We start from the raw sequence: 22,124 nt of genomic DNA, 5'->3' as shown, positions 1-22,124 counted from the left end.
GGGGGGAGAAATCATGAAAGACACAGACGTAGTCAGAGCGGCCGAATTCATCGGCGCCGAGCTTCCGCGCGAGGCGTGGCCGCATTGGAATCAGGGATGGCCGCGCGAGTCCGAAGCCGCCCTTCTCGATGCGATCTTCTCGTCGCGCGCCGCCTATGGAACACCGAAGACCGGAGTCCGCGCCGTCGTCGACCGTTGGCGCACACACCGCTCGGTAGCCGCCGACGATCGCCTCGACAGCTTGCCCGCTCTCGCCGCCTTCACCGACCGTGGCGACGAGCTCGCAACGATTCTCGGCAATCGCCAGCGCGTGCCGGGCAACTACTTCACCAAAGCCGAGGGTGCGGCTCGCGCGGCCAAGGCGCTCGTCGAATCCGGTTGCAGGTCCAGTGCCGACGTCGAGGACACCGAAAGCCTCCGTTCGGCAGTTGTCTCCGTTCCGGGGCTCGGCCCCAGGACCTTCGAGACGCTGGTGTTCCTGTCCGGGAAGTTGACGGTAACTTCGATAGATCTACTTGCACGGTTCGCCACCGAAGCAAGCAGTGGTGAGGAATTGTTGTCGAGCACCGACGCAGCCGAGTTGCTCGTTGCGGTTGCCGAACATCTCGATGTCGATGTTCAAACGCTCACCCACGCTGCGTGGCGGTATCAACGCACGGCCGAGCAACCTCGCCGGTCGAAGAAATCCACCATGCCGCCCGCAGCGGATCCACTCGCCGAAACGGCCTGAGAGCGGGCGGGCGCATCCCGACCAGGGTGGTGTGCCCGCGAGCGATTCCACTCGCGTATCCTTTGAATTCCGCGCGCGAGTGGCGGAATTGGCAGACGCGCTGGATTTAGGTTCCAGTGTCTCAGGACGTGGGGGTTCAAGTCCCCCCTCGCGCACAACGAAGAGCCCCGCCGGATCTGATCCGGCGGGGCTTTTTCGGTTCTCGTGAGCAAGGTCAGCGCTTTCGATCCTTGACCGGTGGAGTCATGTACGTCGTCCGACTCGGTGTCAGCCCCAGACGGACCGAGCTCTCCAACCAGGTGATCGCCGAGGCCGTCGGATCCACAACCGGAACGTGAATCCCTTTGCCATGCAGCCTGTCTCGGACCGCACTGGTCACACCGAGCATCCCGGTGCAACCGAGAACGACGGTGTCGGCCTCGCCGTTCTCCACTGCCGCAGACGCCTGAGCGGCCAGTCGATCGATCAGTTCCTCCCGATCGGTGAGGCCCAGCACCGGCATGTCCACGACTCGAATACTGCCCAGCCGACTATCGAGTCCATACCGCCGAGTGAGCGATCGGAGCATCGGCACGACATTCGGCAGGATGGTCACGACACCGACGCGATCGCCCAGACTCATCGCTGTCAGAAATGACGGCTCGAAGCCGCCGACCACCGGAGCGTCGATGACCTCTCGGGCGGCATGCACTCCGGGATCGGCGAAGCATGTGATGAACACACCGTCCACGCCGTCGGCTGCCGCTTCCTCGACCCTCTGCACTATCCCGGGGCCGGCAAGTGCCTCGTCGTACTCGGACTCGATGCTCGCCGTACCGGTAGGCAGCGAAACGACGTCGACCGTCGTGCCGGGCGCCGCCCAGTGCTCCACCTCGGCTGTCACCGCCGGAGTCAGTGTGGTGTCGATGACCGGGCGAATCACTCTGATGTGCATGAAACACTCCCCTGCTTTCGGATACGCGCCGAGGTTATCGATGCAGCACAGCCGGGAGAATGTGTTCAGTGCCCTGGCGTTGCGGGTGAGGATGGGCATAGCGCACAGGTGCTGCGGGACGGCCTCTACGACACGCCGTGGCACGGCTTCTACGACACGCCGTGGCACGGCTTCTACGACACCGTGTCGGAGATCGCAGGGCGAGGCACTATAGCTCTCAGGTACCGTCTTAGTGTGTCCAAGAACGCTACTAAACGCCGACCTGCGCTGATTCTGCTGGTCATCGTGTCAGCTGCCGGCTGCCTCGCGCTCGGCTGGTGGCAGTGGGAGCGCTTCGAAGCCGTCGGAGGCTCGGGACAGAATCTCGGGTACGCGTTCCAGTGGCCGCTGTTCGCGGCGTTTGTCGTGTACGCGTACCGCAAGTTCGTTCAGCTCGAAGACGTGGACCCCGAAGAGGCCGAAGCCGAGGAAGCCGCCGCGGAGCCGCGTGAGATTCCCGCCGACCTCTTGCCGCAACGCCCGCAGGCCGAGTTCGACGATGTGAACCTCGACGTCGACGACCCTGAAGCCCGCCAAATGCTGGAATACAACGACTACCTTGCGCAGCTCGCCGCTCGCGAGTCCGATAGGAGCACGACGTGAGTACCGGTTCGGAAGCGAGCATCGCTACCCCCGCAGTCAACGCAGAAAAGCAGAAGAAGGTTGCGTCGGCGCTGGTCCGATACCGCGTTCTCGCCTGGATCACCGGCCTCTGGCTGCTGTTCCTGACCGGTGAGATGGTCTACAAGTACCTGATTCTCGACAATTCGGCGGACGCACCGTCGTGGTTGTTCTACATCGGCCAGATCCACGGCCTGTTCTACATGCTCTATCTCGTATTCACGATCGACTTGGCGATCAAGGCCCGGTGGAAGCCCGGTACGACGGTTGCCACCGCGCTCGCCGGCACGATCCCGTTCCTGTCGTTCGTGTTCGAGCACAAGCGAACCGCCCAGGTGAAGCAGGCTTATCAGCTCTGAGAGTTTCAAAAAGTAGAGCCCTGAACGCAGACGCGTTCAGGGCTCTACTTTTCGGATTCGGTTCAGCCGGCCAGTGCCGCCAGCGCGGGAACGAGCTGTACGAGCGCGCGCCCTCGATGTGACGCCGCATCCTTCTCGGCCGGGGTGAGTTCTGCGGCCGAGCGGGTGTCGCCGTCCGGACGGAAGATGGGATCGTATCCGAAGCCGCCGTCGCCGGCTGGTTCGCGGGCGATCACCCCGCGCCATTCGCCGCGCACGACGGTCTCGTCGCCGCCAGGGATCACCAGTGCACAGGCGGAGACGAACGCCGCGCCTCGACGCTCGTCCGGGACGTCTCCCAGCTGAGCCAGGACCAGAGCCGTGTTGGCGCCGTCGTTTCCGTGAGTACCCGACCACCGCGCGGACAGCACACCCGGCATACCGTTGAGTGCGTCGATCTCGACACCGGAATCGTCTGCGATGCAGGGCATTCCGGTTGCAGCTGCTCCGTCACGCGCTTTGGCGAGCGCATTCTCCTCGAACGTCGCTCCGGTCTCGGGGGCTTCGGGGAACGGCGGGACCTCGTCGAGCCCGACCAGTTCGATTCCGCTCACTCCGGCGGCGTCGAGCACCCGGTGAAGTTCCTTCAGTTTCTTGGCATTTCGGCTGGCAACCAATACTCGTACGCTCACAGCTCAGGCACCGAATTTCTTCTTGGGTTCCGGATTCTTCGGTTCGGGTAGCACCCCGGGATACGGCTCGGCCAACGCTTGACGCTGGATCTCGAAAAGTTGCTCACAACCAGCCAGAGCGGAGTCGAGCAGCTTGTCCAGCGTCGAGCGTGGGAAGGTGGCGCCCTCACCGGTTCCCTGAATTTCCACCAGCGTGCCGGTATCGGTGGCCACGACATTCATGTCTACCTCGGCACGCGAATCCTCTTCGTACGGAAGGTCGAGACGCACTCGTCCGTCCACGACGCCGACGCTGACGGCCGCTATGCCACACGAGATGGGCTGCGGGTCGGAGAGCAGGTCGGCGGCGCGCAGGTACGTCACGGCGTCGACCAGGGCCACGTATGCCCCCGTCACAGCCGCAGTGCGGGTACCGCCGTCGGCCTGGAGGACATCACAGTCGAGGGCGATGGTGTTCTCGCCGATCGCAGCGAGATCGATGCAGGCCCGAAGTGATCGGCCGATGAGTCGACTGATCTCCTGCGTGCGGCCGCCGACCTTGCCCTTGACCGATTCGCGGCCACTGCGTGTGTGCGTGGCGGCGGGAAGCATCGCGTATTCGGCTGTCAGCCAACCCAAGCCGGAGCCCTTGCGCCAGCGGGGTACACCCTCTTCGACGCTGGCGGTGCACATGACGCGAGTGTTCCCGAACTCGACCAGAACGGATCCGGCCGGGTGACTGGTGAACCCGCGGGTGATCTTGACCGTGCGGAGCTCGTCGTCCGCCCTACCGTCTTCTCGTGTAGTCACCTTCGTGAGCCTAGCGGTCGCCCGGTGAGCGCTGCACCGAATGTGAGGGGAATCAGATGTCGTAGACACTTCCGGCGGAGACGGCATGCACTGGTCCGGAGAATTCGGATTTCGCTTCGGCGATCACGTCTTCACGCGATGTCCACGGCGGAATGTGGGTGAGGAGAAGTTCCTTGACGCCGGCGAGCGCAGCCACACGGCCGGCTTCCTTGCCGGAGAGATGGACTCCCTCAGGTCGATCGGGGCTGTCGGTCCACGACGCTTCGGAGAGCAACACGTCTGCACCACGCGCGAGTTCGACGACGTTGTCGCACATTCCGGTGTCGCCTGTATAGACGAGGACGCGGCCGTCGGCGCCGGTGATCCGGAAACCGTAAGCCTCGGGTGGATGATTCATCCGGCGGGCGACGACGCTCAGTTCACCGAACGTCACCGGCTCGTTCTCGGCCCAGAGCCGGACGTCGATGGTGTCGGAGATGTCGTCCATCTCGCCGGCGCACTCGGCGGAGGACACTCCGATGCGGCACGCGGTGTCGGTGGGGCCGTAAACCAGAGCACGGCCGACCGGCGGGTTGGGGTGATAGCGACGCCAGACGAGCAGGCCGGGCATGTCGAGACAGTGGTCCGCATGAAGGTGCGAAAGCAGGATCGTCACCTCGCCCGGATCGGCGTATCGCTGCAACGCCCCAAGAACTCCCGGGCCGAAGTCGATCACGAGCGGCGGAGTTCCCGGTGCCGTGAGCAGGTATCCCGAAGCCGGTGAATCCGGACCCGTGACGCTGCCGGAACACCCCAGGACGGTCATGCGCATACCGGTCATGCTGCCACGTCTACCCGTCTGGGAAAAAGCTCTTGGTGGTTTTGGCGCGTCGAAGTCACACCGCAGTGAGGGTGTGACCCACGTCCGTTCAGAAACTCGGTGGTCGAACGGCCGGCGCCGACCCGGCGCGCTTGGCCCTCTCCCCCGACGTCAACGCCCAGGCGGCAACCACGCCGCCGATCGCTCCGAACAGATGCCCTTGCCAGGAAACCCGTGGATCGCTCGGCAGAACGCCCCACAGCACTCCGCCGTACACGACGAAGACGGCAACGCCGATCAGGATCTGTGTGAAGCTCCGCGTGAAGAACCCGCGCACCAGCAGGTAGGTGACCCAGCCGAAGATCAGCACGGACGCACCGACGTGATTCGAGTTCGAGCCGGCGAACAACCAGGTCCCGACGCCGCCGATCACCCAGATGATGCCGGTCGCCGCGAGTCCCCGCGCAATTCCCGACACCAGCACGAGGTATCCGAGGATCAGCACCGGAATGGTGTTGGCGATCAGATGACCCCAGTCGTCGTGCAGCACCGGGGCGAACAGGATTCCCCACAGGCCGTCGAGCGTGCGCGGGGTGACGCCGGCGTTCTGGACGTTCTGACCAGAAATGACATCCACGATCTCGATCACGTAGAGCAGGATCGCGAAGCCGCCCACCAACACGGCCGACTGCTTCCACACCGAGGGCGGACCGGATTTCGGTGCCGGCGTCCGGGTGCCGAAGTCCGGATTGTTGAAATCCATCGTCATCGTGTGCGTCCTCCACCGTCGATCCGGTTTTCTGATCCGGTCACTCGCGACCAGGCTCAATTCGAGATTACCGCCGATTCCAGGAGTGCTGCCTAGAGAAATGCGGACGGGAAGAGTTCGCGGTAACTCGGGATTCCGGCTACCGACGTGGCGTCGAGAATCGCTGTGACGATCGCACGTTCGACCACCTGGGCCGAAGCCGCGCACACCGCGTCGAGTATCGGCAGATCGTTCGGGAAAGCGTCCGGAACCGTGATCTCCGAATTCGGAGTGTGATCACCGGTGGCGAGCGCAAAGATCGTGTCGCCGTCGAGCGGCGAATGTGCGGGCCGAATTGCTCGGGCCAGGCCGTCATGACCTGCGACGGCGACGCGTCGGCACCCGGCTTTCGTCAAGGCGGCGTCAGTGGCGACCACACCGATCGTGGTGTTGAGGACGGTTCCCTTGGCTGCAACGGCGTTGGCCGACGCGAGTTCGGACGCGTCGGGGAGCCTGAGGCCGAACGACTCCGCGCCGTCCGAGCCGACGCCCCACGGCAGGCCTGTTCTGGGGTCGAAGACCGAACCCACCGGATTCGCCACGATCAAGGCGGAGACCGTCGTCCCCTCGGCGGGGCCGTCGGCGATCACGACGCTGGCCGTTCCCACCCCACCCTTGAGCGCTCCGGCTCTGGCACCTACCCCCGCGCCGACCGTGCCCGTGGCGAATTCGCGCGAAGCAGTGTCGGCAGCGAGGAATCCGAAATCGCCGGTCGGACGAACGGTCCAGTCCCCCACCGGCAGATCGAAGATCACGGCACCGGGCACGATCGGTACCACCTGGCCGGGAGCGCCCATCGCGATCCCGTGATCGTGTTCCTCGAGCCAGCGCATCACTCCGTCGGCCGCGGCAAGTCCGTAGGCACTACCGCCGGTCAACAGCACGGCATTGACCTGCTGGACCGAATGGCTCGGGTCGAGCAGATCGGTCTCGCGGGTACCCGGACCGCCGCCCCGGACGTCGACTCCGGCGACCACACCGGCCGACGCGAGCACGACCGTGCAGCCGGTGGCTGCGCCGCTTCCGAGAGTGGCTCCCTCGTCGAGCTTGTGGTGATGACCGACGGCGAGGCCGGCGACATCTGTCAGTGAATCAGTGGGCCCGGTCCGCGTTGTGGTCATGGCATGAGCGCCTGGACGAGGGAGTCCTGCATCCACGTCAACCAGTGATAGACGTCGAGATGCGGGGCTCGCGGGTCGTCGGGTTCGAGGCTTTCCGGTGTGTCGGCGTCGATGCCGAGATTGGTTCCGAGCGCGAGACGGACGTCGTTGAGCGAGGACAGCCAGGCGTCGGCCTGTTCCTGCGTGAGAACGACCTTGCCGCCGGCCTCCGGAAGCGAAGCCAACAACATGCGAGCGGACTCACGCTTGGCGTCGATGATCTCGGGTTCGTGCAAACTGCGCAGCGCGCCGTTGACATTGGCGCCGGCGTCGTCGAGATCGTCACTGTCCGGAGCGACCTTGTCCGGATCGGTGCGCTGGAAGTCGGGAAGCAATCGCGCCAACACCGGATTGTCGGGCGTCTCCGAATTTCCGGTACGAAGACCCGTCAGCGCGGCGAGCTCGTCTTGCGGCGCCGAAGACGCGCGCTCGTCGAGAAGCCCGGTCACCGACTCCACGAGCGAGCGCAGAACCGCCGCCTCGTGGCCGTCCATCTCGGACTTGAACTTCACTCCGCCGAGTGAACTCTTCCTACTCCACGTCCGCACGCGTCGGACTCCCGTCTACGAGTTAGGCGAACAAATCGGTCGAAAAAGTGCTTTTCTCAGGTGTCGTCGCGTTGCATCGTGGCCCAGAGACCGGCAGCGTGGAGGCGACGAACATCGGCCTCCATCTTGTCGCGCGAACCGCTCGAGACCACGGCCTTGCCCTCCGAATGGACCTGCATCATCAGGTCGGTGGCCTTGGCTTTGCTGTAGCCGAACAACTTCTGGAACACGTAAGTCACGTAATGCATGAGATTGACCGGGTCGTCCCAGACGATGGTCACCCAGGGCCGATCTGCGGCTTCGATGGTCGAAACAGCCTCCGTCTGCTCGGGCGTGGCTTGAGGAGAGGAAGCCGTAGCGCCTCTCATCGTTACATTCGCCGAGTAAGTGCCGGACACGGTCGCGCCGCCGAAAACCATGTATCCAGGGTACGGCGCGACGAGAGGCGACAACACCCACCCACGTCGTCTCGCGCATAGAGTTGTGTGCGTGCCTACGCAAATTTCCGACATCCGCGACGCCGGTGCCAGCACCGCACTGCTCACCGATCAGTACGAACTGACCATGCTCTCGGCGGCTCTCGCCGACGGATCTGCCTTCCGCAACTGCAGTTTCGAGGTATTTGCACGGCGGCTGCCAGACGGTCGTCGCTACGGCGTCGTCGCCGGTACCGAGCGCCTTCTCGACGCACTCGAGCAGTTCCGGTTCGGTGAACCGGAACTGGCGATCGTTGCAAAATTTCTCGACGACACGACCGTCGAGTGGCTGCGCAACTATCGATTCTCCGGTGACATCGACGGCTACCGCGAGGGCGATTTCTACTTCCCCGGATCACCGATCCTTTCGGTCCGCGGAACTTTCGCCGAGTGCGTCATCCTCGAAACCTTGATTCTCTCGATCCTCAACCACGACAGCGCGATCGCTTCGGCCGCAGCCCGCATGGTGAGCGCAGCGGGCGGTCGACGGATGATCGAGATGGGCTCGCGTCGTACACACGAACAGGCCGCCGTCGCCGCTTCACGTGCCGCGTATCTCGCCGGCTTCGACGCCACCTCCAACCTCGAAGCCGCGCGGCGTCACGACGTACCCAGTGCAGGTACCAGCGCGCACGCCTTCACGCTCCTGCACACCACCGAGGACGGTCCGGACGAGGCAGCGGCATTCCGCGGTCAGGTCGCCGCTCTGGGCGTATCCACCACCTTGTTGGTCGACACCTATGACATCACCGAGGGCGTGAAAACGGCTGTCGCCGTTGCCGGTCCCGAACTGGGTGGAGTTCGCATCGACTCCGGTGATCTCGGCGTTCTTGCTCGTCAGGTACGCCAACAACTCGACGATCTCGGTGCTACCAAGACACGCATCGTCGTCTCAGGCGACCTGGACGAGTACGCGATCGCGGCTCTGCGCGCCGAACCCGTCGACTCGTACGGCGTCGGCACTTCCCTGGTCACCGGATCAGGCGCCCCCACCGCCGGCATGGTCTACAAACTTGTCGAGGTCGACGGAATCGCGGTCGAGAAGAGAAGCACCAACAAGGCATCTCGCGGCGGCGCAAAGAAGGCACTGCGCGTAGTGCGTCCGACCGGCACGATCGTCGAAGAAGTCATCTACCCCGCCGGATCACCGTCACCTGTCTCCGAGGCGGACGGAGCGACCGAACTGCTGATCCCGCTGGTTCGCGAAGGCAAGGTCGTCGACAGCGCGCCGACGCTCGAAGAGAGCAGAGCGGTTCTGAAGGCAGGGCTCGTGAGCCTGCCGTGGGAAGGCCTCAAGCTCTCGCGCGGAGACTCGGCTGTGCCCGTTCGATTCACCGGAGGTGAGCACCAGTGAGCGCAAAAGCACTGATAATTGTCGACGTTCAGAACGATTTCTGTGAAGGTGGCGCTCTTGCAGTCGACGGCGGTGCTGCGGTTGCGGGAGCCGTCAACGATTTCGTCAACTCCCACGAGTACGACGCCGTAGTCGCGACTCGCGATTTCCACATCGACCCTGGGGCGCACTTCTCCGAGAATCCCGACTTCATCGACAGCTGGCCGGTTCACTGCGTCGTCGGGACAGCCGGCGCCGAGTTCCATCCGGCGTTCGACGCTTCCGTCGCCGGGTCGGCGATCTTCTCCAAGGGCGCCTACAGCGCGGCCTACTCCGGTTTCGAAGGAGCAGCCGAGGACGGAACGACGCTCGAGGACTGGCTCCGCGCCCACGAGATCACCGACGTCGACGTGATCGGAATTGCCACGGATCACTGTGTCAAGGCCACGGCCGTCGATGCCGCGCGCGCGGGGTTCGCCACGACTGTCCTTCTCCCCTTCACCGCTGGTGTGTCGACCGCCACGATCGAGTCGGCATTGGTGCAGATGCGGGAGGCGGGAGTGCAGCTGATCGGGCGAGACGAGGCGTCGCCGGAAGAAGACTCGAATGCCGGTGAACTACCCCGGGAATCATCCGTGGACGTTTCTGACGTAGGGATCCATTAACCTTCGTGGGTGGCCGATCAACTCCCGAACGTTCCCGAACTGCTCCAGACAGCGGTGCGGTCGCTCGGCGGTGCCGAACGAACCAGTCAGCTGACGATGGCGTCCGCCGTGGCGCACTCGATCGACACCGGCGAGCATCTGGCCGTCCAGGCCGGCACCGGTACCGGTAAGTCGCTCGCCTACCTCGTTCCGAGCCTGCGCCACGCGGTCGAATCGGGACGCACCGTGGTCGTGTCCACCGCCACCATCGCGCTGCAGCGTCAGCTCGTCGACCGAGATCTGCCTCGACTCGCCGATGCCCTGAAGAAGCCACTCGGCCGACGCGCAGAGTTCGCAATCCTCAAGGGCCGCAACAACTACCTGTGCATGAACAAGATCCATACCGGCGCGTCCGAGCAGCCACCCGAGGACGAGTTGTTCGATCCGTTCACGGTCTCGCGTCTCGGCCGGGAGGTCGTCCGCCTCACCGAATGGTCCTCCGACACCGAAACCGGTGATCGGGACGAATTGGTGCCGGGCGTATCCGATCAGGCGTGGCGGCAGGTCAGTGTCACCTCCCGCGAATGCATCGGTAAGAACCAGTGCCCGGTCGGTGAGGACTGCTTCGCCGAGCGCGCCCGAGTCGAGGCGTCGAAGGCCGACGTAGTGGTCACCAACCACGCACTGCTCGCGATCGACGCCATCACCGGCATCCAGATCCTGCCTGACCACGACGTCGTGGTGATCGACGAGGCCCACGAGTTGGTCGACCGCGTCACCGGCGTCGCCACGGCCGATCTCACTGCCGCCTCGATCAGTGCCGCGGCCCGGCGTTGCGGCAAGATCGCCGAAGAGCAGGATGCCGATCGCCTCGAAGCTGCCGGCGAGGGGTGGGCTGGACTCCTCGAGGAATTGCGCCCAGGTCGCTGGGAAGGCCTCCCGGACGGGGCGGCACCCGCACTGGCTGCGATCCGCGACGCGGCCTGGTCGCTGCGCACCGCTATCGGTCCGGCCAAACCGGGTATGGCTGCTGCAGATCCCGAAGCCGCTGCGGCCCGCAACGCCGCACTCTCGTCCGTCGACGACGTCCACGACAGTGCCGTGCGTATTCTCACCGCTTTCGACGAACCCGACCCGGCCAAGCGCAAGGACGTCGTCTGGCTGTCCTCGGACGAGTTCCGCGGATCGGTGCGGCGCTCCGTCCGGATGGCTCCGCTCTCGGTCGGCGGATTGCTGCGCTCGCGACTGTTCGCCGAATCCACCGTCGTTCTCACTTCCGCGACACTGACCGTCGGCGGATCGTTCGACGGTCTCGCCGTCAACTGGGGTCTTCCTGCGGAATCGTCCGCGCGCCCCGACTCGGGTACCGCCATCGGCACCGAAGCACCTTCTGACGCTTCGGCTTTCCGCTGGAACTCACTCGACGTCGGGTCGCCCTTCGACCATGCCAAGGCCGGCATCATCTACATTGCCCGCCACCTGCCCACGCCCGGCCGCGACGGCCTCTCCCCGGTCTATCTCGACGAGATCGCCGAACTCGTCGAGGCTGCGGGCGGACGCACCCTCGGCTTGTTCTCCTCGATGCGCGCCGCCAAAGCCGCCTCGGAGGCGATGCGTGAACGCCTCGACACCCCCATCCTGTGCCAGGGCGACGACGCCACCGGCACCCTCGTCAAGGCCTTCGCCAAGGACGAACCCACGTCACTGTTCGGCACGTTGTCCCTGTGGCAGGGCGTCGATGTTCCGGGTCCGTCACTGAGCCTCGTCATCTTGGACCGGATTCCGTTCCCGCGCCCGGACGACCCACTGTTGATGGCTCGCCAGCAGGCTATCGAATCCCATGGCGGTAACGGCTTTCTCAGCGTCTCGGCCAATCACGCGGCGCTGCTCCTGGCACAGGGCGTCGGCCGTCTGCTTCGTAGCACCGACGACAAGGGCGTGGTGGCCGTGCTCGATCCGCGTCTGGCCACAGCGAGATACGCGGGTTACCTTCGCGCATCGCTGCCTCCGTTCTGGGAGACGACCAACCCCGAAGTCGTCCGCAAGGCGCTCACCCGCATCCGCGACTCACGTCCCTGACCCAGTTCTCACGCGGGCACAATTCTGCCCCGGTGCCGACCGAACGGACCGGGGCAGAATGCAATACGTCAGACGCTCGGAGTGGTCACCAACCCGAGTTCGGACGCATCGACCAACAACCGGTGATGCGGCAACACCCGCACGGTGTAACCCACGGAGCCGGAGACCGGAAGCGCAACCTCGGCTTCGAAGATCTCGGCTCCGTCCTCGGTTCCGAAATGTGTCATCGGGAACGTCACCACGTCGGTGAGTTCCTCGCCTGGGCTGACGCGTCCCAGGACTGCCTGAACCTCCACATCCGAGACCGACAAGCCGCCGAGGCGGACCTTGGCTTTCAAAGAGATGGTCGCACCGATCTCCGGGGTGTCCGGCAGGCCGGAACCGTCAACCTGCTCGACGGCGACCGACGGCCACTGCGACTCGATACGGCGACGGAACTCGGCCACCTCACGCGCGCCGGCAAAATCGTCCGCCACTACCGCTCGAGCTGATTCCGCCGAAGGGGCGTAGTAGTCGACGGCGTAGTCACGAACCATGCGTGATGCCAACACCTTCGGGCCCAGATTCTCGAGGGTGTGGCGAACCCTCTCGACCCAGCGCGTCGGCAGATCGGCTGCATCACGGTCGTAGAACGTCGGCAGTACCGCGTGCTCGAGAAGTTCGTAGAGGGCGCTGGCTTCCAGATCGTCACGCCGCACGTCGTCGAGAACACCGTCGGCCGTCGGAATGGCCCACCCGTTCTCGCCGTCGTACATCTCGTCCCACCATCCGTCGCGAATGGAGAGGTTGAGGCCGCCGTTGAGCGCGGATTTCATGCCGGAAGTACCGCACGCCTCGAGGGGGCGAAGCGGGTTGTTGAGCCACACGTCGCAGCCCCAGTACAAGTAGCGGGCCATCGACATGTCGTAATCAGGCAGGAAGACGATGCGGTGACGCACATCCGCTTCGTCGGCGAACCGCACGACCTGCTGGATGAGTGCCTTACCGCCGTCGTCGGCGGGGTGCGACTTGCCGGCCACCACCAACTGCACCGGACGTTTCTCGTCGAGCAACATCGCACGCAGACGCTCGGGATCACGCAGCATCAGCGTCAACCGCTTGTACGTCGGAACGCGCCTCGCGAATCCGACTGTCAAGACGTTGGGATCGAAAACTCCAGTGGTCCAGCCGAGTTCGGCCTCGGTCGCGCCGCGTTCGAGCCAGGACGCTCGGACGCGACGACGGACTTCGTCGACCAACTTGCCGCGCAACGCATTACGTGTTTCCCACAGTTCGGTTGCCGACAACTCGTGCAGGCGCTCCCACCCGCGTGCTTCTTCGAGTTGCTCCTGACCGACGATCCGCCTGGCCACGTCCATCCACTCCGGCGCCGCCCACGTCGGCGCGTGAACACCGTTGGTGACCGAACCGATCGGCACCTCGTCGGCGTCGAAGCCCGGCCAGAGACCGTTGAACATGTCGCGGCTGACGATGCCGTGCAACTTCGAGACGCCGTTGGCTCGCTGGCCCAGGCGAAGACCCATGTGCGCCATGTTGAAGATCGACGGATCGGCTTCACGCCCCATCCCGACGATGCGGTCGACAGTCAGGCCGGGAAGCAAACTCGATTCGTTCTCGCCGTTCGCTCCGCCGAAGTAGTGACGGACCAGATCCGCCGGGAAGCGGTCGATTCCGGCGGGAACCGGAGTGTGCGTCGTGAAGACCGTTCCGGCACGGACCGCGGCCAGAGCCGAATCGAAGTCCAGACCGCTGGTGGTGACAAGTTCCCGAATCCGTTCGATGCCGAGGAATCCGGCATGCCCCTCGTTCATGTGGAACACCTCGGGATCGGGCAATCCGTACGCCGCGGTGTAGGCGCGCACCGCGCGGACGCCGCCGATACCCGCGAGGATCTCCTGCTTGATGCGGTGATCCTGGTCCCCGCCGTAGAGACGGTCCGTGACGCCGCGCAGATCCGCGTCGTTCTCGGCGATGTCGGAATCGAGCAGCAGCAACGGCACTCGTCCGACCTGAGCGATCCACACTCGCGCACGCAGCACCCGGCCACCGGGCATGGCGACGTGAATGACGACCGGCGATCCGTCTTCGGAAGCCGGGCCTGCGTCCGTCAGCAAACGAAGAGGCAACCCTTGAGGGTCGTGCGGCGGGTAGTGCTCGGCCTGCCAACCGTCGGCAGTCAGTGACTGGCGGAAGTAGCCGGATCGGTAGAGCAGTCCGACGCCGATGAGCGGCAGCCCGAGGTCGGACGCGGCCTTGAGGTGATCGCCCGCGAGGATGCCCAATCCGCCGGAGTAGTTGGGCAGAACTTCGCTGACTCCGAACTCCATGGAGAAGTACGCAATTCCGCCGGCCAGCGATGTGCCCTTGGCCTGCTGGGACTGATACCAGCGCGGCGTGCTCAGATAGGCATCGAGATCGGCTGCTGCAGTGTCGAGGTCACCGAGAAATGCCTCGTCACTGCTGAGTTCGTCGAGACGGGTGGGGTTGACTTCCCCGAGCATGCGGACCGGATCGAACTGGACTGCTTGCCAGAGTTCGGGGTCGAGTCGCGAGAACAGATCCTGTGTCTCGGGATGCCACGACCACCGAAGGTTGGTGGACAGGGGGCCGAGCGCGGCGAGGCGCTCCGGAAGGTGGGCTCGGACAGTGAACCGACGCAAGGCTTTCACCCCGCGAACCCTAGTCGAGTTCCTTGCACTCTGTCCGGTAGAACCGAACGCCCGAGCCGACCTGACCACCGACAGACCCGAATTCGTCGTTATCAGCACTCCGGCGCCGCACCCACTACGGTTGAACCCGGCGAAAGAAAGTTTTACCGCGATCCATCATCAGAAATGGAGCTTCCCGTGTCAGGACGCCTCGGTATCGACGACGTGGTACCCGAGATCTCGGGTAACTATCCGGCAAAGGCCGTGGTCGGTGAAGTCTTCCCAGTACACGCAACCGTGTGGAGAGAAGGCCACGACGCCATTTCCGCCACTTTGGTCGTGCGTGGTCCGCGCGGTACCAAGCCGCTGCGCATTCCGATGGACCCCGGCACCGAACCGGACACCGTCGACGCGGTGTTCACACCGTCCGCCGAAGGTATGTGGTCGTTCCGGATCGAGGCGTGGAGCGATCCCATCGCCACCTGGAAGCACGCCGTGGAAGCGAAGCTCGCCGTCGGGCAAGGGGCGGCCGAGTTGGCCAACGACCTGGAAATCGGTGCGCGCCTGTTCGAACAGGCCGCGCACGAGGTACCGCGGGGCAACAGATCCAGGCTCGAGGCCGTCACGGCGTCGCTGCGCAGCGATCAGGCGCTGACTGCTCGCGTCGCGCCGGCCTTCGCCTCCGACGTCGCCGAACTGCTCCGCGCCACTCCGCTCCGTGAACTGGTCACCAAGGGCGAGTCCCACCCCGTCGTCGTCGATCGCAACCGTGCACTGTTCGGATCGTGGTACGAGTTCTTCCCCCGCTCGACGGGCGGTTGGGACGAGAACGGGGTGCCGCAACACGGTACTTTCCGAACCTCGGCCGAAGACCTACCCCGCATCGCCGCAATGGGTTTCGACGTCGTCTACCTTCCGCCGATCCATCCCATCGGCGAGATCAACCGCAAGGGACGCAACAACACTCTCACTCCCGAACCCGGTGACGTCGGCTCGCCGTGGGCCATCGGCTCGGTCGACGGCGGGCACGACGCTGTTCACCCGCAGCTCGGCACGCTCAAGGACTTCAAGGCGTTCGTCGCGGCGGCCCGCAAGCTCGATCTCGAAGTGGCACTGGATCTCGCGCTGCAGTGCGCCCCGGATCATCCATGGGCCAAGAAGCATCCGGAGTGGTTCAACGTCCTTCCCGACGGCACCATCGCCTACGCCGAGAACCCGCCCAAGAAGTATCAGGACATCTACCCGATCAACTTCGACACCGATCCTCGCGGTCTGGACAAGGAAATCCTGCGAGTCGTCCGACACTGGATCAGTGCCGGCGTCAAGATCTTCCGGGTAGACAACCCGCACACCAAGCCGCCGAACTTCTGGGAGACACTCATCTCGGAGGTCAAGAAAACTGACCCCGACGTCTTGTTCCTCGCCGAGGCTTTCACTCGTCCGGCGCGCATGTACGGCCTTGCCCGGCGCGGGTTCACGCAGTCGTACACGTACTTCACCTGGCGAGTTGCGAAGTGGGAGCTCACCGAATTCGGTAACGAGCTGGCGGCGAAGGCCGACGAAGCCCGACCGAACCTCTTCGTGAACACGCCGGACATCCTGCACGAGTCCCTCCAGCACGGTGGGCCCGGAATGTTTGCACTGCGAGCAGCTCTCGCCGCCACCCTGGCGCCGACGTGGGGCGTCTACTCCGGTTACGAACTCTACGAACACCAAGCCGTTCGCCCCGGCAGCGAGGAATACCTCGACTCCGAGAAATACGAACTTCGGCCGCGCCGTTTCGCCGAAGCAGCAGCGCGAGGCGAGTCTCTCGAGCCGTGGATCACCGCGCTCAACCGCATCCGGCGTGCACATCCGGCCCTGCAACAGTTGCGGAACCTGCACTTTCACCACATCGACAACGACGCGTTGATCGCCTACTCGAAGTTCGACGCCTCGACCGGTGACGCCGTCCTGACGGTGATCAACCTCAACCCGTTCGCTGCAGAAGAGGGCACCGTCTGGTTGGACATGCCGGCGCTCGGACGCGAATGGCACGACCACATGACCGTGCTCGACGAGGTAACCGGTGAGCAGTTCAATTGGGGCCAAGCCAATTTCGTCCGCCTCGAGCCCTGGCGTTCGGTGGCGCACATCCTCGCGCTCCCACCCGTTCCGTATCCGGCCCGGATCTCTCTGGCCTACCAAGCACGCAATGCGCACCGCGCAGGTGGAGGCAAGTGATGTCAACCGAGAAGTTCCCTTCGGGTATCGCACCGGACAATCACGATCTGGAGCTGTTGGCGCGCGGTGAACATCACGATCCGCACAGTGTCCTCGGCGCCCATCCCCACGCCGACGGCACCGTTCTGCGAGCGTTGCGTCCCAACGCCGAGTCCGTCAGCGCCGTCATCGGCGGCAAAAACTTTCCTCTCGAACATGTTTCGAACGGAATCTTCGCGGCTCTGGTCCCCTACCCCGACCTGATCGACTATCGCTATTCCGTGACGTACCCGGGTGGACACACGGTTCTCGCAGCCGACCCTTACCGGTTCCTGCCTACTCTCGGTGAACTCGACCTACACCTGTTCGGCGAAGGTCGGCACGAACGACTGTGGGACATCCTCGGTGCACATCCGCGTTCTTACGAGACACCGGACGGCCCCGTCGACGGCACCTCGTTCGCCGTCTGGGCTCCGGCCGCCCGCGGCGTGACCGTCGTCGGCGACTTCGACGGGTGGAGTGGGCAATTCGCCCCCATGCGAGTCCTCGGATCCACTGGGGTCTGGGAACTCTTCCTGCCCGACATCGCAGTCGGTTCGCTGTACAAGTTCCGGGTCCACGGCCACGACGGCTCCGTTCGCGACAAGGCCGATCCCATGGCATTCGGTACCGAGGTCCCGCCGGCGACTGCATCGCGAGTGACCACCAGTTCGCATGAGTGGAACGACGCGGCCTGGCTCGAAACCCGCGCCGGTGTCGATCCTTCGCAGTCCCCGATGAGCGTGTACGAGGTGCACCTCGGATCGTGGCGTCCCGGGCTCGACTACCGGCAGATGGCCGAGCAACTCGCCGTCTACGTCACCGAAACCGGATTCACCCACGTCGAACTGCTGCCCGTCTCCGAGCATCCGTTCGGTGGATCGTGGGGATACCAGGTCACCTCGTACTACGCACCGACCTCCCGCTTCGGCACCCCGGACGACTTCCGCTGGTTCGTCGACCACCTGCACGCCGCAGGGATAGGTGTCATCGTCGACTGGGTGCCTGCACACTTCCCCAAAGACGAGTGGGCCCTGGCTCGTTTCGACGGAACTCCCCTGTACGAGCACGCCGATCCGCGTCGCGGCGAGCAGTTGGACTGGGGCACATACGTATTCGACTTCGGTCGCCGCGAGGTCCGAAACTTCCTCGTCGCCAACGCGCTCTTCTGGCTCGAGGAGTTCCACATCGACGGACTGCGCGTCGACGCCGTCGCATCGATGCTGTACCTGGATTACTCACGCCCGGAAGGTGGATGGACTCCCAACATTCACGGCGGCCGCGAGAATCTCGAAGCCGTTGCGTTCCTGCAGGAGATGAACGCCACCGTCCACAAGAACCATCGAGGAGTCGTCACCGTCGCCGAGGAGTCGACGGCGTGGCCCGGAGTCACTCGGGCGACCAATGTCGGCGGCCTCGGATTCAACATGAAGTGGAACATGGGGTGGATGCACGACACCCTCGGGTTCCTCGGTCACGACCCGGTACACCGGACCTACCACCATCACGAGATCACGTTCTCACTGATGTACGCGTGGAGTGAGAACTACCTGCTACCGATCAGCCATGACGAAGTGGTGCACGGCAAAGGAACTCTGTGGACCCGGATGCCCGGGAACGACTTCGCCAAGGCGTCCGGCCTGCGCTCACTGCTTGCATACATGTGGGCGCATCCAGGCAAGCAACTGCTGTTCATGGGACAGGAATTCGGTCAGAGTGCGGAATGGTCGGAAGAACGCGGCCTCGACTGGTGGCAGCTCGACGATCAGTACACCGGCACTCTCCATCGCGGCGTCCAGCGACTGGTCGGCGATCTCAACTCCGCGTACCGACGTCATCCGGCCATGTGGACCCTCGACACCTCGCCCGGTGGATACTCCTGGATCGACGCCAACGACACCGAGAACAACGTCCTCAGTTTTCTGCGTTACGGTACTGACGGTTCGATTGTCGCCTGCCTGTTCAACTTCTCGGGCAGTGAGCACTCGAGCTACCGCGTCGGGCTACCAGAGCCCGGCCGATGGGTGGAAATTCTCAACACCGATGCCGAGGTGTACGGCGGCTCCGGAGTCGGGAACCTCGGAGCGGTCACAGCAACGTCGCATTCGTGGCACGGTCGGCCAGCCTCCGCACAGGTGGCGCTGCCAGCTGCTGGAGCGATTTGGATAAGTCTGGAGCGTTGATGGTCGGCCGGCGAGTAGTCATTGTCACGTCGTCACTGTTGGCAGTGGCAGCACTGCTCGCCGGTTGTGCCCAGGGAACGAGTGGCCACGCCGTCTCGATTTATCACGATCCCTTCCGCGTCGCCGGACTCGACGCAACGGCAGGACCAAGTGGGTTGCGTCCGGGAGCCCCCAACGCCGACCGAGCAATCACCGGCACCGACGGCGGGGACATCGACGCGCTGGCAGCCAACGCCATCACAGACATCGAAACCTACTGGGCCGCCGAGTACCCGGCTCTGTTCGACAAGCCCTTCGAACCGGTCGACGAGCTGATCTCGTGGGACCCCACCGAATCGAACGGCCCGGACTTCTGTGAGGAGACCACCGAAGAACTCATCAACGCCGGGTACTGCAGCATCGATCACACCATCGGTTGGGATCGTGAATTGCTGCTGCCCGAGGTGCGGGAGAAGTTCGGTGAAGTGGCCGTCGCGTTCATCTTTGCGCACGAGTACGGCCATGCCGTTCAACGCAAGGCCGGGATCGTCGGCGGTAAACGAGACGCAGCCCTGGTGCGCGAACAGCAAGCCGACTGTTTCGGTGGGGCCTTCTTGCGGCACGTCGCCGAGGACAAGGCCGCGCACTTCACGATGAACACCTCCGACGGACTCAACAAGGTGTTGGCGTCGGCGGTCGCCATCCGCGACGAAGACCCTAATGATCCTGAGAGCCACCATGGTTCGGCGTTCGAGCGCGTCACCGCCACTCAGATCGGCTTCACCGACGGCGCCGGTGCGTGCGCGAAGATGGACGCCGACGAAATCGAGTCACGACGTGCAGACCTCCCGCAGCAGTTCGCCGAAGGCAACGATTCCGGAGAACTGCCCGTCACCGAGGCAACTCTCGACGAGTTCGTGAAGACCTTCCAAGCGATCTTCGATCTACCCGAGCCGCCGAAGGTCGTGTTCACCGGCGCAGACACCGGGTGCAGCGATGCCGTTGCGACCGAACCCGTCTCGTACTGCCCGTCGACGAACACCATCGGAATCAGCGTCGACGACCTTGCCGAGCGCGGCACGCCGGGTCGCGTCGGGCGACGCGAGTTGATCCAGACCAACATCACCGGTGACTACAACGCCTATGTCCTGCTCGCGTCGAGGTACACCCTCGCGATGCAGAAGGAGAACGGCCAATCGCTCGACACTCCGCAGACTGCCCTGCGCGCGGCCTGCTTGTCCGGCGTCATCACCGCAGCACTCAGTCCCACCAACGCCGCGGCGTCCGGAGCACAGGTCACACTCTCCCCCGGCGACCTCGACGAAGCCGTATCGGGGCTGCTGACCGACGGCCTGGCTGCCAGTGACGTCAACGGTGAGACGGTTCCGAGCGGGTTCGCACGTGTCGACGCGTTCCGGACCGGCGTTCTCGGTGGTCGGGAAGTGTGCGACAGCCGCTACACGGAGTAGCGACTGCCGGTCCACACGTCAGTAGAGAGCAGAAGCCAACTTACGACGGGCCGCGATGACGATCGGTTCTGCCGGGTCGAACAGTTCGAACAGTTCGAGCAAGCGCGTCCGAGCGGCAGCCTTGTCGTCGCCGGCAGTTCGCGAGACCACCGAGATCAAGCGGGCGAACGACGCCTCGGGTTGCTGGGCGAACATTTCCAGGTCGGCCGCAGCGAACTGCAGTTCGAGATCGGACGGATCAGCATCCGCGGCCGCAATCGACTCGGGATCGACACCCTGAACCCGAGCCATGAACTTCACCTGGCGGACAGCGCTCTTGGCCTCCGCATTGTTGGGTTCGGCGTCGAGAATTTCCTGGTACGCAGCGATGGCGGCGTCGAGATCGCCCTCGTCCAGCGCGGTTTCAGCGGCCACGAAGCGAGGATCCTCGACCTCCTCCGCCGGTTCGTCCGCGTCGGAGACCGGCCCACTCAACTTGCCCTCGACAGCTTGGAGGACTGCGTCGAACCACTGGCTGAGCTGCGCCTCTGGCTGAGCGCCCTGAAAATCGGCCAACGGCTGACCAGCCGCGACAGCAACAACCGTCGGAACCGACTGGACACCGAATGCCTGCGCGATACGAGGGCTCACGTCGACGTCGACGTTGGCAAGAATCCACTTGCCGCCGGCTCGCGCTGCAAATGATTCGAGAACTTCGGTGAATACGACCGAGGGCTCGTATGCGCGGCCACCGATGTTGACGATCACCGGCACCTGGCTCGACTTCAGCAGGACTTCGCTTTCGAAGTTCTCCTCGGTCACCTCGATCACTGCCCCGGAGACAGCAGAAACGGCCCCGTCGCCGCTGGTGTCACGCGGCGGTGGTGGGGCCGTGGCCCGCTCTTTGAAGGCGGACAAGTCGACTGCGCCGCTCATGGCGGCAGCAACTGCGGACGAACGCGCGGGGGGCCTGGAACCTGGTCGAGTCACGGCTCCCAGTTTGTCACGAGTTGCGAGAAGCTACGTAGAGGGATGCAGCACTCAGACGAGCGCCGCGTTGCCCTTGGACGCCTCGAACTCCGTGGACAGCTCACCGAGCTTGCCGTTTCGCACTGCCCAGCGTTCGAAGATGACGGTGCCGAAGGGCGGAACGCTCGAGATCAGCGCAAGGATCGTGGTCTTGACGTCCCACTTGAGCGACCACGCGGTCAGGAGTGCAACAACGATGAACACCAGGAAGCCGGCGGTTCCGTGGACCATTCCGGGGATGCGAATCGCTTCTTCGTGTCCGAGGACCCACTTGAAGAACATGGCAACCAGCAAGGCCGCCCAGGTCACAGCTTCCCACCACGCCACCAGACGGAAGCGTTTCGCGGGAGTGGATACGTCAAAGATGTTCGCCATGAGGCCATTGTGCCCGAACAACTACGACGCCCCGTAGTTGTGTGAGGAAAACCACGGGGCGTCGCAGAGCGAGAGCGCTCGTTCAGGTGTATTTAGACACTCAGGCCTTGGGGACGCGGACGATGAGTGCGTCGCCTTGTCCGCCGCCGCCGCAGAGTGCGGCTGCGCCGATGCCGCCGCCGCGGCGTTGCAGTTCGAGGGCGAGGTGCAGGGCGATGCGGGCGCCGGACA

At 64.5% G+C, this 22,124-nt stretch carries 20 protein-coding genes, 1 tRNA gene and 1 pseudogene; 10 read left to right on the top strand and 12 right to left on the bottom strand.

Annotated elements, in window-relative coordinates; all coding sequences use genetic code 11:
• Positions 1-13 precede the first annotated feature (13 nt).
• Positions 14-730, top strand: coding sequence for a hypothetical protein (locus GN300_RS26590; RefSeq protein ID WP_042925794.1), 717 nt, complete (start codon positions 14-16; stop codon positions 728-730).
• 73 nt (positions 731-803) lie between these two features.
• Positions 804-885 (top strand) — tRNA-Leu (locus GN300_RS26585).
• A 59-nt stretch (positions 886-944) separates the two neighbouring features.
• On the opposite strand, the gene GN300_RS26580 is transcribed toward GN300_RS26585, so the two are convergent.
• Positions 945-1,664 (bottom strand): aspartate/glutamate racemase family protein, encoded by a 720-nt coding sequence (locus GN300_RS26580; protein ID WP_063316258.1) that lies wholly within the window; start codon positions 1,662-1,664, stop codon positions 945-947.
• A gap of 234 nt (positions 1,665-1,898) precedes the next feature.
• On the opposite strand from GN300_RS26580, the gene GN300_RS26575 reads away from it, so the two are divergent.
• Together GN300_RS26575 and GN300_RS26570 are read left to right on the top strand one after the other, a co-directional pair.
• Entirely contained in the window at positions 1,899-2,306 is a 408-nt protein-coding gene (locus GN300_RS26575) for a hypothetical protein (RefSeq protein WP_021333455.1), read from the top strand.
• Positions 2,303-2,683, top strand: a complete 381-nt coding sequence (locus GN300_RS26570; protein ID WP_003945334.1) for a DUF3817 domain-containing protein — start codon at positions 2,303-2,305, stop codon at positions 2,681-2,683. The genes GN300_RS26575 and GN300_RS26570 overlap by 4 nt, the downstream gene beginning before the upstream one ends.
• Before the next feature lie 62 nt (positions 2,684-2,745).
• Here the strand turns inward: GN300_RS26570 and rdgB are convergent, their stop codons facing one another.
• From rdgB to clpS, 7 genes are all read right to left on the bottom strand, one after another.
• The gene (gene rdgB / locus GN300_RS26565) at positions 2,746-3,354 is read right to left on the bottom strand and encodes an RdgB/HAM1 family non-canonical purine NTP pyrophosphatase (protein WP_063316259.1); all 609 of its coding nucleotides are present in this window, start codon (positions 3,352-3,354) and stop codon (positions 2,746-2,748) included.
• 3 nt (positions 3,355-3,357) lie between these two features.
• Positions 3,358-4,143: a ribonuclease PH gene (rph, locus tag GN300_RS26560; RefSeq protein ID WP_003945332.1), complete on the bottom strand. Its 786-nt coding sequence runs from the start codon at positions 4,141-4,143 to the stop codon at positions 3,358-3,360.
• A 52-nt stretch (positions 4,144-4,195) separates the two neighbouring features.
• Positions 4,196-4,954 carry a cyclic nucleotide-degrading phosphodiesterase gene (locus tag GN300_RS26555; RefSeq protein ID WP_007733274.1) on the bottom strand — a complete coding sequence of 253 codons (759 nt, stop codon included), beginning with the start codon at positions 4,952-4,954 and terminating at the stop codon, positions 4,196-4,198.
• 97 nt (positions 4,955-5,051) lie between these two features.
• The gene (locus GN300_RS26550) at positions 5,052-5,711 is read right to left on the bottom strand and encodes a rhomboid family intramembrane serine protease (RefSeq protein WP_063316260.1); all 660 of its coding nucleotides are present in this window, start codon (positions 5,709-5,711) and stop codon (positions 5,052-5,054) included.
• A 92-nt stretch (positions 5,712-5,803) separates the two neighbouring features.
• A complete protein-coding gene (locus tag GN300_RS26545; RefSeq protein WP_007733272.1) occupies positions 5,804-6,871 on the bottom strand; it encodes a P1 family peptidase in 1,068 nt (355 codons plus the stop codon).
• Positions 6,868-7,458: a DUF2017 domain-containing protein gene (locus GN300_RS26540; RefSeq protein WP_003945318.1), complete on the bottom strand. Its 591-nt coding sequence runs from the start codon at positions 7,456-7,458 to the stop codon at positions 6,868-6,870. Before GN300_RS26540 ends, GN300_RS26545 begins: the two co-directional genes overlap by 4 nt.
• Before the next feature lie 56 nt (positions 7,459-7,514).
• Positions 7,515-7,826, bottom strand: coding sequence for an ATP-dependent Clp protease adapter ClpS (gene clpS / locus GN300_RS26535; RefSeq protein ID WP_063316297.1), 312 nt, complete (start codon positions 7,824-7,826; stop codon positions 7,515-7,517).
• 121 nt (positions 7,827-7,947) lie between these two features.
• On the opposite strand from clpS, the gene GN300_RS26530 reads away from it, so the two are divergent.
• From GN300_RS26530 to GN300_RS26520, 3 genes are read left to right on the top strand one after another with little or no spacing between them, the layout of a single operon-like run.
• Positions 7,948-9,288 (top strand): nicotinate phosphoribosyltransferase, encoded by a 1,341-nt coding sequence (locus GN300_RS26530; RefSeq protein WP_030537905.1) that lies wholly within the window; start codon positions 7,948-7,950, stop codon positions 9,286-9,288.
• The gene (locus GN300_RS26525) at positions 9,285-9,932 is read left to right on the top strand and encodes a nicotinamidase (RefSeq protein ID WP_063316261.1); all 648 of its coding nucleotides are present in this window, start codon (positions 9,285-9,287) and stop codon (positions 9,930-9,932) included. The genes GN300_RS26530 and GN300_RS26525 overlap by 4 nt, the downstream gene beginning before the upstream one ends.
• Positions 9,933-9,941: 9 nt before the next feature.
• Complete coding sequence (locus GN300_RS26520) at positions 9,942-11,990, top strand: ATP-dependent DNA helicase (protein ID WP_058038870.1); 2,049 nt, start codon at positions 9,942-9,944, stop codon at positions 11,988-11,990.
• A gap of 68 nt (positions 11,991-12,058) precedes the next feature.
• Here the strand turns inward: GN300_RS26520 and glgP are convergent, their stop codons facing one another.
• Complete coding sequence (glgP, locus tag GN300_RS26515; RefSeq protein WP_063316262.1) at positions 12,059-14,659, bottom strand: alpha-glucan family phosphorylase; 2,601 nt, start codon at positions 14,657-14,659, stop codon at positions 12,059-12,061.
• A gap of 177 nt (positions 14,660-14,836) precedes the next feature.
• Between glgP and GN300_RS26510 the strand changes: the two genes are divergently transcribed.
• From GN300_RS26510 to GN300_RS26500, 3 genes are read left to right on the top strand one after another with little or no spacing between them, the layout of a single operon-like run.
• Positions 14,837-16,861, top strand: coding sequence for an alpha-1,4-glucan--maltose-1-phosphate maltosyltransferase (locus GN300_RS26510; protein ID WP_030537901.1), 2,025 nt, complete (start codon positions 14,837-14,839; stop codon positions 16,859-16,861).
• Positions 16,861-19,062, top strand: a complete 2,202-nt coding sequence (glgB, locus tag GN300_RS26505; protein WP_003945366.1) for a 1,4-alpha-glucan branching protein GlgB — start codon at positions 16,861-16,863, stop codon at positions 19,060-19,062. Before GN300_RS26510 ends, glgB begins: the two co-directional genes overlap by 1 nt.
• Positions 19,062-20,510 carry a neutral zinc metallopeptidase gene (locus tag GN300_RS26500; protein WP_050656792.1) on the top strand — a complete coding sequence of 483 codons (1,449 nt, stop codon included), beginning with the start codon at positions 19,062-19,064 and terminating at the stop codon, positions 20,508-20,510. The genes glgB and GN300_RS26500 overlap by 1 nt, the downstream gene beginning before the upstream one ends.
• An 18-nt stretch (positions 20,511-20,528) precedes the next feature.
• On the opposite strand, the gene GN300_RS26495 is transcribed toward GN300_RS26500, so the two are convergent.
• From GN300_RS26495 to GN300_RS26485, 3 genes and pseudogenes are all read right to left on the bottom strand, one after another.
• A complete protein-coding gene (locus GN300_RS26495) occupies positions 20,529-21,425 on the bottom strand; it encodes a co-chaperone YbbN (protein WP_063316263.1) in 897 nt (298 codons plus the stop codon).
• Between the two features lie 105 nt (positions 21,426-21,530).
• On the bottom strand, positions 21,531-21,893 hold the full coding sequence (locus GN300_RS26490) for a DUF3817 domain-containing protein (protein ID WP_003945330.1): 363 nt from the start codon (positions 21,891-21,893) through the stop codon (positions 21,531-21,533).
• 100 nt (positions 21,894-21,993) lie between these two features.
• A pseudogene (locus GN300_RS26485) lies at positions 21,994-22,124 on the bottom strand (acetyl-CoA C-acyltransferase); the annotation flags it as partial.

Source organism: Rhodococcus sp. Ni2 (genome assembly GCF_021352185.1).
Taxonomy (GTDB): Bacteria; Actinomycetota; Actinomycetes; order Mycobacteriales; family Mycobacteriaceae; genus Rhodococcus_F; species Rhodococcus_F qingshengii.
The sequence above is the reverse complement of the archived record's forward strand: the minus strand, read 5'-3'. Positions and strand labels throughout refer to the sequence as shown.